This is a genomic window from uncultured Enterococcus sp., from assembly GCF_913775425.1.
GTDB lineage: Bacteria > Bacillota > Bacilli > Lactobacillales > Enterococcaceae > Enterococcus_G.
Genome location: NZ_CAJYIS010000046.1, coordinates 1 through 13759, shown reverse-complemented (window position 1 = coordinate 13759; position 13759 = coordinate 1). Strand labels below are relative to the sequence as shown.

Here is a 13759-nt window from a genome sequence, read left to right as displayed (position 1 = left end):
CGTTTCACTTAGGACAAGTAATAATATAGCAAGTATCTAGACGAAAGTCAATCAAAAACCCTATCGTATCAACATTAGCAATAATATTTACAATATTTTGATTATATTTTTTTTTGTACGTTTTTTATCTTTTTTATACAAATTAATCTTTATAATTTCAATTTAATATTCGGATTTTACCAAAAGTCGATAAATTACTAGACTGATTCTCTTATATTCTATTAAATTTTTTGTCTAAATTTTTCTATTTTACATTTTGATGATACACTAAAAGAAAAAATACGTACTATATAATGGAGGAAATATGCTATGAAAATTTTAGTGGCAGATGACGATAAAGAAATCGTAGAACTATTAAGTATCTACCTACACAATGAAGGCTACGAGCCTGTTAAAGCTTACGATGGTCGGGATGCTTTATCCAAAGTTCGTACAATTAATGATATTGAGTTATTAATTTTAGACATTATGATGCCTGAAGTCGATGGTATGCAAGTTGTAAAAGCTCTACGTAAAGAATCACAAATCCCAATTATTATGCTAACTGCTAAAACAACAGATATGGACAAAATAAAAGGACTAGTTGCCGGGGCTGATGATTATGTCACAAAACCGTTTAATCCTTTAGAAGTTATGGCCCGTGTGAAGTCTTTATTAAGAAGAAGTCAAATGCAGGCCCCTTCTTCTCAACCAGATATTTTAGAAGTAAACTCTTTGATCATTAATCGCGACTCTCATGAAGTCAAAACAGTTGAAGGAAAAGAAATCCAACTGACTGCCTTAGAATTTGGTATTCTATACTTACTTGCTTCACATCCAAACCGAGTATTTAGTGCCGATGAAATTTTTGAACGCGTTTGGAAACAAGAAAGTGTGGTTTCAGCTAAAACGGTTATGGTCCATGTAAGCCATCTACGCGATAAGATCGAAGAAGCGACTGGCGGCGAAAAAATTATTCAAACAGTATGGGGAGTTGGATATAAAATAGATGCAAAATAAACCCGTTCAAATGAGAAGACGAATCGTATTGACATCAAAAGAAATTAGTGAACTTTTTGCAGAAGCTATCGTGACGATCGTATTGTTACTTCTATTAAATGTAGCTGTTTTGGTTGTATTGCAAAGCCTAGTCAATACTGCACCTTCTTTAAAAGATGCGGTGTTTCAATCACGTTCTGTTTTTGCAGAGAATTTTCAGTCGGATATTTTTTTGAATAGCCGCTATCTATTTTTCCCAGCTTTTCTAGTCGTTGACTTTTTGATTTTATATTGGCGCTTAATTAGGCGTTATCGCCAAATGCAACTACGCCATATCATCAGCGAACTACACTTTATTGCAGAAGGTAATTACGATCATCGTATCCCTTTTGAGTTAAATGGTGATTTAGATCGTGTGGTCACAAGTGTGAATGGCTTAGTAGATAGTACTGTAGCTGCAATCGAAGATGAACGTAGAATCGAACAATCAAAAGATGAGCTGATCACAAATGTCAGTCATGATATAAGGACACCGTTGACCTCGATCATTGGCTATCTTGGCTTGATTGAAGATCGTCAGTATCATTCCGAAGAAGAGCTCTTAAAATATACTCACACAGCCTACGTAAAAGCCAAACAGATGAAGTCGTTAGTCGATGACTTATTTGAATATACTAAAGTTCGACAACCAAAGAATCCCTTATATGTGATTTCATTTGATATGGTACAACTAGTCGAGCAATTAGCAGCAGATTTTGAATTAGAAGCAAGCAAAAAAAATATTGTAATCGTAACGTCAGCTACTCCGGAACATCTCATGATGGAAGGTGATACTGAAAAATTGGTTCGCGTCTTTAATAACTTACTAACGAACGCACTAAAGTATGGTAAAAATGCGACTGAAATCGTAATCGAAGTCGAAAAAATCGGAACAGAAGCCGTCGTTACGGTCAAAAACAATGGAAAAATGATTCCAAAACGCTCACTAGATCTATTATTCGATCGTTTTTATCGTGTTGAAGAATCCCGTTCCCAAGAAACTGGTGGAACAGGTTTAGGTCTGGCTATCGCACAAAGCATTGTAGCATCACATGGAGGCTACATCTATGCTACATCTAATCCTGAATGGACTTCATTTATTATCCATCTCCCTCTTGTAGCCAATCCTTTGGCAAAAGAGAAGTTGACGGATAGTGAAAATTCCGCTATGCTATAACAAACTAAATATGTTTTCAACATTGAACCTAGTATAAACAGTGTATTTTTAGAGAGTTGATGGTTGGTGAAAATCAATAGTTCGCTTGTTTAGAATCCAGTTCACTCAAAATGTATCTTTTGAAAAAAAGATCCTTTTCTCTGGTTACGAGAATCAAGGGCAGCAGTAATGCTGAACTTGGGTGGTACCGCGAGTTTACAGCTACTTCGTCCCAAGCTATTCAAGCAAGGGCGTAGTGGCTTTTTTTGTTAGAAAACATCACTTATTTATAGGAGGAACAAAATATGTTAGATATTAAAATGATTCGTCAAAATGTTGAGCAAGTCAAAGAAAAATTGGCCAACCGTGGCGTTGATGAGGCAAAAATCGATGAATTCGTAGCATTAGATGAAAAACGTCGTAGTTTATTAGTTCAAGTTGAAGAACAAAAAAAATTACGTAATGAAGTATCTAGTGAGATCGCTCAATTGAAACGTGAAAAACAAGCCGCTGATGATAAAATTGCTCAAATGAAACAAGTTGGGCAAGATATCAAAGCCTTGGATGAAGAAATCACTTCATTAGATGAACAACTAAAAGAAATCGCAACAACCTTACCAAATATTCCGCATGATAGTGTTCCTGTTGGTCTAGGTGAAGAAGATAACGTTGAAGTCAGACGTTGGAGCACTCCTCAACAATTTGAATTTACGCCTAAACCTCACTGGGAGATTGCCGAAGCACTTGGTATTTTAGATTTCGAACGTGGAGCGAAAGTTTCAGGTAGCCGTTTTGTGTATTACAAAGGATTAGGTGCACGTTTAGAGCGTGCTTTATATAACTTTATGCTTGATTTACATGTTTATGAGCACGGATATACTGAAATGATCACTCCTTATTTAGTTAATGAAAATTCAATGTTCGGTAGTGGCCAATTTCCTAAATTTAAAGAAGATGTTTTCCAATTAGAAAACAGTGATCTGACACTGATCCCCACTGCAGAGGTTCCATTATTGAACTATTACAATAATGAAATTCTTGAAGCAAAAGATCTACCAGCTTACTTTACTGCTTTAAGTCCATCATTTCGTTCTGAGGCTGGTAGTGCTGGCCGTGACACACGTGGATTGATTCGTTTGCATCAATTCAATAAAGTAGAGATGGTTAAATTCAGTGATGCAGAACATTCATATGAAGAATTAGAAAAAATGACACAAAATGCTGAAGAAGTATTGCAAAAGTTGGGCTTACCCTACCGTGTTATGGCTCTATCGACTGGTGATATGGGCTTTTCAGCTGCTAAAACTTATGACTTAGAAGTTTGGATCCCTGCTCAAGAAATGTATCGTGAGATCAGTTCTTGTTCAAACTGCGAAGATTTTCAAGCTCATCGTGCTATGATTCGTTACCGCGATGAAGATGGCAAAATAAAATATGCTCATACCTTGAATGGTTCTGGTTTGGCTGTCGGTCGTACTGTTGCTGCTGTTTTAGAAAACTACCAAAATGCTGATGGTAGTGTGACTGTTCCAGAAGTACTCGTTCCTTATATGGGTGGAACGACTCAAATCACACCAGCTTAATCATTCGTACTATTTAATCGAAACTTCTCTTAAAAATAATGGATAGATTGCTCAATCATCCATTATTTTTTTGTTTTTTCGTTACAAAAGTGTTACGATTATTTCGTTACTATTTCTAGAAAGGATTTCTTTATCATGTCAAATTCAAATATTCCATTGCAACCTAGCTCCAAAAAAGGATGGCTTTATAGCAAGTGGACTGTAGTCATCTTACTTATTCTTTTATTAGGAGTGATCACGCCAAGCAGTATCTATTTTGTTCATAAAGTCCAAGCTGAAACAATAGCAAAAGAACAACTTCATGCAAAACAACAACTCATTAAGAATCTAGAAACAACAGCTTTTTCTGATCATCAGTTTGAGCAAAATGACCAAGGAAAGATGATTTTGTTCACGGATAAAAATTTATCGGATTCAGTAAAACAAATTGCAAATACGTTTATCGAAAAAGAAAAATCGAATGCTGATCTTACTTTAGCTTCCACTCATATTCAGTCAGTTACCGATCAAGTTGGTGAAGTAAAAACTGTCTTAACAAACTATACTTGGAATAGTGACACAAAATCTTATACCAAAAAATCTGAAAAATCGCTTGATCCTACATATGTTGATGCAACTACTCAACAAGCTATTACAATGCAAAATTTAGTAGTCGATGAAGCACATTTAGCTGCCATTCGTTTAGCTGTCCAACAAAAACTTTTAGATAATGCCAAAGATCCAGATGCTATTTTAGATCAAGTTTTAGCACTACCTGATTTTACTTGGGAGACACAAATGATGTACACTCCGACACAGCTAACGATTACGTTACCTGATAATAGTGGCGTTCAAGAAGACAAGGTAACCCTTGATTATAAAACTATTGCGCGTGCTATCAATCCAGCTTACGTCGATCCAACGATCGTAGCAACATTTCCTAAAAATGAACATACAGGTAAAAAACAAATTGCACTAACATTTGATGATGGTCCTAATCCGGCAACTACACCTAGTATCTTGACTACACTGAAGGCCAAAAATGTTCATGCAACATTTTTCCAACTAGGTGAACAAGTGGCGATGTATCCTGAACTTGCTAAACAAGTCCATGATGAAGGCCATTTGATCGGTAGTCATACGTATCATCACTTAAATTTAGTTACACAAAATCAAGATGTGATCAAAGAAGAAATCCAAGATACTGATAAGGCTATTTTTCAAGCTAGTGGTATCTTGCCTACTATCGTTAGACCCCCTTATGGTGCAGTCAATCAAGATGTAGCTGACATTAGTGGTCGTCCGATTATCCAATGGGATATCGATTCATTAGATTGGAAAACGAAAAATTCTGCTAAAACTTTACAGCAAATTCAATCGTCAATCGTAGATAACGGAATTATTTTGATGCACGATATCCAACCAAGTACGGCTGCTGTATTGCCACAGCTTATTGATTGGTTACAAGCTCAAGGTTACGAGTTAGTCACAGTCGATCAACTCTTAGATTATGATGCACTACCTTTACATCAATACTTTAGCCAAGATGATGAACGCGTCATTTCATAAAAAAAAATCTGCCAAATGGCAGATTTTTTTTTAGATTTACTGAACTGAATAGTTTGGTGCTTCTTTTGTAATTTGAACATCATGAGGATGTGATTCTTTCAAACCATTTCCACTCATTTGAATAAATTGAGCATCGTCACGTAATTGTTTCAAGTTCCCCGCGCCGACGTATCCCATACCAGCTTTTAAACCACCAATCATTTGGAATAAAATATCAGATACGCTACCTTTATATGCAACACGGCCTTCAATACCTTCAGGAACTAATTTATTTGCTTCATTGACTCCTGATTGGAAGTAACGGTCACTTGATCCTTTTTCCATCGCACCTAATGATCCCATACCACGGTATGTTTTAAAACGACGACCTTGGAAGATTTCAAATTCACCTGGTGATTCATCCGTACCTGCTAGCATACTTCCTAGCATTACAGCATGTCCACCAGCAGCTAAGGCTTTCACGATATCACCAGAATATTTGATTCCACCGTCAGCGATGATGGCCTTGCCGTATTCACGTGCAACTGAAGCAGCATCATAAATCGCCGTCAATTGAGGTACACCCACACCAGCAACTACGCGAGTCGTACAAATCGAACCAGGCCCGATCCCAACTTTGACTACATCCACTCCAGCATCGTATAAAGCTTTTGTGCCTTCAGCGGTAGCAACATTTCCCGCAATCAATGTTGCTTCAGGAAATTCAGCACGGATTTCTGTGATCTTACGTAATACACCTGCACTATGTCCGTGAGCTGTATCAATAATAATTGCGTCTGCTCCTGCTTCTAATAAAGCTTCGGCACGTTCAAATGTGTCACTAGTCACACCTACAGCTGCAGCTACAAGTAAACGCCCGTGCTCATCTTTAGCTGCATTTGGAAATTCAATTACTTTTTCGATATCTTTAATCGTAATCAAACCACTCAAACGACCAGCTTCATCAACTAAAGGCAATTTTTCGATTTTATGTTTTTGAAGAATATTTTCGGCATCTTTTAACGAAGTGCCGACAGGTGCTGTCACCAATTGATCTTTCGTCATGACTTCATTGATTTTTAACGCATAATCTGTTACAAAACGTAGATCACGGTTCGTCAAGATCCCTACTAAACGGCGATTTTCTAAAGTTTCAACGATTGGCACTCCACTGATACGGTAGCGTCCCATCAATTCTTCTGCTTCAGCAATCGTATGTTCTGGTGTTAAGAAAAATGGATCGATGATTACACCGCTCTCTGAACGTTTTACTTTACGAACTTCATCTGCTTGAGCTGCAACGCTCATATTTTTGTGAATCACACCAAGTCCACCTTGACGAGCCATCGCAATCGCCATTTTACTATCTGTTACAGTATCCATACTGGCACTCATAATCGGAATGTTTAATGTAATATTTTTCGCAAGCTGCACACTCATATCCACATCATTTGGTAATACATGACTTTCTGCAGGTATTAATAGTACATCATCGAACGTAAAGCCTTTTTTAGCGAATTTTGTTTCCCAGTTGGACATTTTCGTAACCACTCCTTGAATTTCGTTTTTATTTTTATCAATGAAAATATCAAATATTTGGATAGAAGTCAATTAATTCTGGCTAAGATTAAGTTCTCGCGAAAATCTGATAAGATTTTATAAAAAAAGAGTCGAACGGAGATCCATTCGACTCTTTTTTTATTTTTGACGTGGTGCACGTGGTACTGAAAGACTTCCAACGATATTGTATTTTTTCTTTAAATAATATCGTCCTAATAAGGCTAATGCACCAATTACAATGGTAATGATTGGATTTAGTGTAAAGTTTAACGGTGCTGGTAACAGTTGAGTTGCTGATAATAAGGCAAACCATACAAAAAACGATGCCATCAACACTAACACAGTTTTCCATAATTTTGGTCGCTTACTACGATCAGCTCCTGGTTGCTCATACTGATAGATGTATTTATACGATAGATAAAATACCCAGCCCCCGACAGCTGCCGTAACAAGTAAGGTGATAAAACTAAACGATTGATTTTGCTCAGGTTTTGTAAATAAACTCATCAATCCCGTCACGATACCAAATAGTCCAAAAATCAACAATGTATTATCGACCCACATCATCAAAGGAGAGGTATTTGGTTTTTCCGGTGGTACGGTCAAAAGTTGTTCCATACGTTCAGATACTGTTCCAAATAATTGACGCGCAGTGATCCCACTCTTTTGCTCTTTTACAATAACTGGCAACATTTCATGTAATACTTTTGTTTGTTCTTCTTCTGAAAGATTTGCAGCTTGCATCGATTTTTTTAAATCAAAAATATACTGTTCATTACGTTTTGTTAATTTCGTTTCTAATTCGCGATTTTCACTGACGTAATTGCGTAGTGTTTCTGGTTCCATTTCCTTGCCTCCCAATCTTAATAAAGTAGTCCTTTTAGTTTTAAACGTTAAAACGGAACAACATTACATCACCATCTTGAACGACGTAATCTTTTCCTTCCAAACGTACACGTCCAGCTTCTTTGGCTGCTTGCATGTTGCCATATTTGTCTAAATCTTCAAAAGAGACTGTCTCAGCACGAATAAATCCACGTTCAAAGTCTGTATGAATGATTCCAGCCGCTTGTGGTGCTTTGATTCCTTTTCTAAATGTCCATGCACGTACTTCTTGTTCCCCTGCTGTGAAATAAGTTGCTAACCCCAATAGATCATAAGCCGTACGGATCAATTGATCTAATCCAGATTCTTCGATACCTAAAGCTTCCAAAAATTCAGCTTTGTCTTCTTCATCAAGTTCCGCGATTTCTTCTTCTGCACGTGCACTCACAACGATTACTTGCGCGTTTTCGCTTGTAGCAAAATTACGAACAGATTGTACATACTCATTACCCTCTGTATCTGCAACATCTTCTTCTGCCACGTTTGCGACATAAAGCACTGGTTTTGTAGTCAGTAGAAATAGACCTTTTACGATTTTTTGTTCTTCTTCGGTAAACTCGATCGAACGAGCCGAAATTCCTTCTTCTAAAACAGGTTTGATTTTTTCTAAAACTGCTAGTTCTGCTACAGCATCTTTATCTTTAGTCTTTGCAATTTTAGCTACACGCGCATGACGCTTTGTTACAGAATCCAAATCTGCTAATACCAATTCTAGATTGATCGTGTCAATATCTTCAAGTGGATTAACACGGCCTTCTACGTGCGTGATGTTATCGTCATCAAAACAACGTACAACGTGACAAATTGCATCTACTTGTCTGATGTGACTCAAAAATTGGTTTCCCAACCCTTCACCTTTACTTGCTCCACGTACAATTCCGGCAATATCTGTAAACTCAAAAGTGGTTGGAACTGTTTTTTTAGGATTAACCAATTCCGTTAATCGTTGTAAGCGCCAGTCTGGTACTTCAACCATTCCTACGTTTGGGTCGATCGTTGCAAATGGATAGTTTGCAGCTTCTGCCCCCGCTTTTGTAATTGCGTTAAATAAAGTGGATTTCCCTACGTTTGGTAATCCCACGATTCCTGCTGTTAATGCCATAATTGATTCACTCTTTCTCTGTTTTTTCTAGTATTTTTTTCATCTTTTTATCAAATTCACGTCGTGGCATCATTACGATATGACCACAGTGCATACATTTGATCTTGATATCAGCACCCATACGAATAATTTCCCAACGATTGGTCTGACATGCATGAGGTTTTTTCATCATCACAATGTCATGAAGATCGTACATATCCATTCCTCCTGCTCGTTTTAGTCATCAAATTGGATTTCAAGTAAATCTAAGATTCGAGTTAGGTCGCTTTGTGATAAATACTCGATCTCGATTTTCCCTTTACCTGCTTTTTCTTTGATTTGAACGCTCGTACCAAATTTATCCATTAGACGATCTTCGCTCTCCCTTAAGTAATAAGGTTTTTCTTTGATCATACTTGGCATTTTTTTCTTTTGTCCGTCTTCATTCATATCCGAAACGATTTGTTCCAATTGACGAACAGTTAAATTTTCTTTGATACAACGATTCGCTAATTTTAACATCTGGTCTTTCTTTTTCAAACCAAGGAGAGTTCGAGCTTGTCCCATAGATAGTCGTTCATCTTGCACCATTTCTTTAACCAATTTAGGCAAAGTCAATAATCGAAGATAGTTGGCAATATAAGGACGGCTTTTTCCTAAGCGGATCGCAACTTCTGCTTGGGTCAGCTTCAGGTTTTTCATCAACATATCATACGCTTCAGCTTCTTCCAAGGGATTTAGATCTTCACGTTGTAAGTTTTCCAATACGGCAACTTGCATCATTGCTTCTTCGTCAAAATCTCTAACGATTGCTGGAACCGTTTCTTTTTTCGCTAATTTTGAAGCTCTAAAGCGACGTTCTCCCGCAATGATTTCGTATCCTTTAATTGCGGATCGACGAACGATGATTGGCTGGAATACACCTGATTGCTCGATAGAATGTGCTAATTCTTGTAAAGAAGCTTCGTCAAATGTTTTACGCGGTTGATAAGGGTTAGGCCGCAATTCATTTAATGGCAAAGATAAGACTTCATCTTTTTTCATATCGACTTCTTCGATGCTTGCCATATCTTGAAATAGCGCATCGATCCCTTTACCAAGTCCTTTTCCCTTATTTTTCACTTGCTAACACTTCCTTTGCTAATTCTTGATAAACTTCTGCTCCTTTAGAACGAATATCGTAATCAACAATCGATAAGCCATGACTAGGTGCTTCAGATAATCGAATATTACGCGGAATAATCGTTTCATATACTTTTTCTTGGAAATAACGACGGACCTCTTCTACGACTTCTGCCCCTAAATTTGTACGGGCATCATACATCGTTAAAAGAACACCTTCGATTTCTAGCGTTGGATTGAAATGTTTTTGGACTAGGCGTACGGTATTGAGCAATTGGCTTAGTCCTTCTAAAGCATAATACTCGCATTGGACTGGTATCAAAATCGAATCGCTAGCTGTAAATGCATTGATTGTTAAGTGTCCTAGTGATGGTGGACAATCAATCAAAATAAAATCGTAATGATTTTCTAATTCGCTAAGTGCACCTTTTAATCTGGATTCTCTAGCCATCATCGACGTTAGTTCGATCTCCGCTCCAGCTAATTGTAATGTTGCCGGAACGATATCAAGATTCTCACGTGAACTTGGTAGAATAGCATCCACGATCGGTACTTCATTTACCAAAACGTCATAGATATCTTGTTCGACATCTGGCTTACGTACTCCTAAACCGCTAGTTGCATTTCCTTGTGCATCCATATCAACTAACAATACCTTTTGGCCCATATAAGCTAAACTAGAACCTAGATTTACTGTAGTTGTTGTTTTCCCTACGCCACCTTTTTGATTTGCTACTGAAATGATTCTTGCCACGAAACTGACCCCCTTACTTAATTGGTTGTTTATTCGGCGTACCAGGTTTTCTTGGATATTTTTTTGGTGTTTCTTTTCGTTTTTCGATTATTAAAAAGTGTCGACTATCCCCACTTTCAGGTAAAACCATTTCAACATCTTCACGGTATTTACCACCCAAAATGGCAATAGCTGGTTTAGCTTCAAGTAGTTCTTCTTCAGCCTTAGCAGCTTTTAGTGCACAAAAAATCCCACCTTTTTTAACTAGTGGCAAACATAGCTCAACTAATACGTTCAAACGCGCAACTGCTCTTGCTGTCACATAATCGAATTGTTCTCTAAATTGTTTATTTTGACCAAAAGTTTCAGCACGATCATGAAACAACGATACTTGTGTTAGCTTTAATTCATCTACTAATGTCTGTAAAAAATTAATACGTTTATTTAATGAATCTACAATAGTAACTTGTAATTCTGGAAATACGATTTTTAACGGAATACTTGGAAATCCCGCACCAGATCCTACATCACATAATTGTGCCTTAGGATCAAACTCGATCGAAAAAGCTAACAATATCGAATCATAAAAATGCTTTAAGTAAACTTCTTTTTCTTCAGTGATTGCTGTTAAGTTGATTTTTTCGTTCCATTCTACTAGTAATTCAAAATAACGTGCAAATTGATTCATTTGAGTGTCTGACAAATGGATATTTTTTTTAGCCAGTGCCTGTTTAAATTCTTCAGGTAACATAATTAATCCTCTCTTGATTCCGATACTCCACATATCATAGTTACTTATTTGTGAAACAATAATACTGTTTCACAGACTAAAACTAAGTTTAACGTAAATTGTGTTCCCTTACAATACTTCTCCTCTTTTTTCAATAAAGCTTAAGTGATTTTCTAATGTTTCACGTGAAACATAAAAAGTGTAGTTGCTTATTTAGTAAGCAACTACACTTTTTAGATCGTATTAAAAAATAATTTTCTTTGCCAACTGTAGCTAGCGATGCTTTTTTGAGTTCCACTATCACTACGTTTTGCACGATCAATGACCAATAGTTTTGAACCTAGTTGGATGTTTTCTACGTCGACTGTTCGTTTAATTTCAGTTAAAGCTTCATCGATTTTTTCATGTCGTTCTAAATGAAACAGACATGCGTCAACACTACTTGAATGAATCCGATAAGCAATCCCGTATTTTTCTAGAATAGTCAGCATGTGTAGACGATCGTCTAGGAAACGATTCAATTGATACTTTTCAATCAACACAGGTATGACCACACTTACCTTGTAGCAACTACATTTTAGCTTTAAACCTGCTTCAAGTTGCTTCATCAAAGCGAATTCAACAGACTGATTTCCTATTTTAGATAGTTGATGTAAATCATGTTTAGTTAATAACAGTAGTTGGTCTTGTTTTGATTTTTGCACTATGTCAAATAGTTCAACCGATACTTCCTTCCGCTTTAAAAATCTAGCTTCACAGTCCTTTTCTAGAGTAACGGCCATGTGTTGAGGAAAAAGCAATCGCAATAAAAATGGTCCAAAAACATATTCAAGTTGTTCGACCAAATCTTCAGTATCCCTTGACGAGTATTCTAGCATCGTGACCTTCTCAGTAAATATTTTTTTCGCTTCTAACGGCAGTAAGCTCAATATATACTGAAAATACATTTCTAAATACTGAATACTTTTTATCAAAAATAACTGACGCGATGTGCTTTCTTGTCGATATTTTTCGAGTGCTTGATAACATTCCTTCGGCCAATGAACAACTAAGACTGCGATTTTTTGTTGTTCATGAAGTTTGATCAACTGTTTGTATGTTCGTTCTTCTTCAAAGAGCGCCATACTACATGCACCAATATTTATTTTTTATTCCTCCTTAAAAGTTCAAGACAGGCGACGTTTAAATTCGTCATAGCCAAACGTTTTGATACAAGTTAAGTGATTTTTCAGATCGCAAGCATACAAAGAAGCTAACGGCATTCCGTTGAATGTATTGGTTTTAACCATTGAATAAATCGCCATATCACAAAAAACGACACGATCGCCAATTTTTAATGGCTGATCAAAGGCATAATCACCGATAATATCACCCGCTAAACAAGTTGGACCGCCAAAGCGATACGTATAAGACGCTTCATTAGGTAGAGAACTACCTAGTACATGTGGACGGTATGGCATTTCTAAGACATCTGGCATATGGCAAGTTGCTGAAGTATCTAAAATCGCATTTTGAATACTCCCATTTGTAGTGATATCCAAAACCGAGGCAACTAGATAGCCCGCATTCAACGCTACCGCTTCACCTGGTTCCAAATATACCTGTACATGATAGGTGTCTTTGATATGGGTGATCAGCTGACATAGTAATTTCGTATCGTAACCAGGACGGGTAATGTGATGTCCTCCACCAAAATTAATCCAGTCCATTTGGTGCAAGTACTCTCCAAAATCAGCTTCAACTTTTGCTAATGTAATCGCTAATGCATCTGCATCTTGTTCACATAACGTGTGAAAATGCAGACCACTGATCCCTCTAAGATCTGCTGTTTTTAACGCTTCAAGAGTGATTCCTAAGCGCGAGCCCGGAGCACAAGGATCATAGATATCGGGGCCATCTTGGGTAGAGATTTGTGGATTTATTCTTAATCCACAAATCTTGTCTGCTTTTAATACTTCGTCTTTATAAGTGTTCCACTGTGTTAATGAGTTAAAGACGAAATGATCGGCAACATCTAGTAGTTCCGTTATTTCATCAGCGCGAAAAGCCGGGGAATAGACATGTGTTTCTTTGCCAAATTCTTCACTACCTAAACGTGCTTCATAGATACCACTAGCTGTCGTCCCATCTAAATATTCAGCCATCAAAGGATAGTACGCATACATTGAGAAGGCTTTCTGAGCTAATAAAATTTTACATCCAGTCGCATTTTTAATTTGACGTAACTGTTCAAGATTGTTTCGTAAAAGTTGCTCTTCGACCACAAAACTAGGTGTCGGAACAGCTTCTATCGGCCAAGAAATCGTCATTATTCACTCACCAAAACAGGCGCAAAATCTTCTTTCCAAGGTAGTCCCCATACATT

Annotated in this window: 13 protein-coding genes and 1 other annotated feature; of the genes, 4 read left to right on the top strand and 9 right to left on the bottom strand. The window is 37.1% G+C overall.

Annotated features, from left to right (window positions below; all coding sequences use genetic code 11):
* The first annotated feature begins 309 nt into the window (after nt 1-309).
* The 4 genes from QZ413_RS05095 to QZ413_RS05080 all read left to right on the top strand — a co-directional run bounded on the left by QZ413_RS05095 (nt 310) and on the right by QZ413_RS05080 (nt 5304).
* Nucleotides 310-999: a response regulator transcription factor gene (locus QZ413_RS05095; RefSeq protein WP_297077175.1), complete on the top strand. Its 690-nt coding sequence runs from the start codon at nt 310-312 to the stop codon at nt 997-999.
* The gene (locus tag QZ413_RS05090) at nt 989-2194 is read left to right on the top strand and encodes a cell wall metabolism sensor histidine kinase WalK (protein ID WP_297077173.1); all 1206 of its coding nucleotides are present in this window, start codon (nt 989-991) and stop codon (nt 2192-2194) included. The genes QZ413_RS05095 and QZ413_RS05090 overlap by 11 nt, the downstream gene beginning before the upstream one ends.
* A 15-nt stretch (nt 2195-2209) precedes the next feature.
* Nucleotides 2210-2411: a binding site (T-box leader), on the top strand.
* A gap of 67 nt (nt 2412-2478) precedes the next feature.
* Nucleotides 2479-3756: a serine--tRNA ligase gene (gene serS / locus QZ413_RS05085; protein WP_297077171.1), complete on the top strand. Its 1278-nt coding sequence runs from the start codon at nt 2479-2481 to the stop codon at nt 3754-3756.
* Between the two features lie 135 nt (nt 3757-3891).
* The gene (locus QZ413_RS05080) at nt 3892-5304 is read left to right on the top strand and encodes a polysaccharide deacetylase family protein (protein ID WP_297077169.1); all 1413 of its coding nucleotides are present in this window, start codon (nt 3892-3894) and stop codon (nt 5302-5304) included.
* A gap of 36 nt (nt 5305-5340) precedes the next feature.
* Here QZ413_RS05080 and guaB read toward each other — a convergent pair whose 3' ends face one another.
* From guaB to nspC, 9 genes are all read right to left on the bottom strand, one after another.
* Nucleotides 5341-6822, bottom strand: coding sequence for an IMP dehydrogenase (gene guaB, locus QZ413_RS05075; protein WP_297077167.1), 1482 nt, complete (start codon nt 6820-6822; stop codon nt 5341-5343).
* A gap of 159 nt (nt 6823-6981) precedes the next feature.
* Nucleotides 6982-7689, bottom strand: coding sequence for a DUF1129 domain-containing protein (locus QZ413_RS05070; RefSeq protein ID WP_297077165.1), 708 nt, complete (start codon nt 7687-7689; stop codon nt 6982-6984).
* Nucleotides 7690-7729: 40 nt separating this feature from the next.
* Nucleotides 7730-8830, bottom strand: coding sequence for a redox-regulated ATPase YchF (gene ychF, locus QZ413_RS05065; protein ID WP_297077163.1), 1101 nt, complete (start codon nt 8828-8830; stop codon nt 7730-7732).
* Nucleotides 8831-8837: 7 nt separating this feature from the next.
* Nucleotides 8838-9026 carry a DUF951 domain-containing protein gene (locus QZ413_RS05060; protein WP_297077162.1) on the bottom strand — a complete coding sequence of 63 codons (189 nt, stop codon included), beginning with the start codon at nt 9024-9026 and terminating at the stop codon, nt 8838-8840.
* A gap of 20 nt (nt 9027-9046) precedes the next feature.
* Nucleotides 9047-9877, bottom strand: a complete 831-nt coding sequence (locus QZ413_RS05055) for a ParB/RepB/Spo0J family partition protein (RefSeq protein WP_297077177.1) — start codon at nt 9875-9877, stop codon at nt 9047-9049.
* Between the two features lie 43 nt (nt 9878-9920).
* The gene (locus tag QZ413_RS05050; RefSeq protein WP_297077161.1) at nt 9921-10685 is read right to left on the bottom strand and encodes a ParA family protein; all 765 of its coding nucleotides are present in this window, start codon (nt 10683-10685) and stop codon (nt 9921-9923) included.
* A gap of 13 nt (nt 10686-10698) precedes the next feature.
* Nucleotides 10699-11415 carry a 16S rRNA (guanine(527)-N(7))-methyltransferase RsmG gene (rsmG, locus tag QZ413_RS05045; protein ID WP_297077159.1) on the bottom strand — a complete coding sequence of 239 codons (717 nt, stop codon included), beginning with the start codon at nt 11413-11415 and terminating at the stop codon, nt 10699-10701.
* A 212-nt stretch (nt 11416-11627) separates the two neighbouring features.
* Nucleotides 11628-12518, bottom strand: a complete 891-nt coding sequence (locus QZ413_RS05040; RefSeq protein ID WP_297077157.1) for a hypothetical protein — start codon at nt 12516-12518, stop codon at nt 11628-11630.
* Nucleotides 12519-12560: 42 nt separating this feature from the next.
* Nucleotides 12561-13703 carry a carboxynorspermidine decarboxylase gene (gene nspC / locus QZ413_RS05035; protein WP_297077155.1) on the bottom strand — a complete coding sequence of 381 codons (1143 nt, stop codon included), beginning with the start codon at nt 13701-13703 and terminating at the stop codon, nt 12561-12563.
* Between the last annotated feature and the right edge of the window lie 56 nt (nt 13704-13759).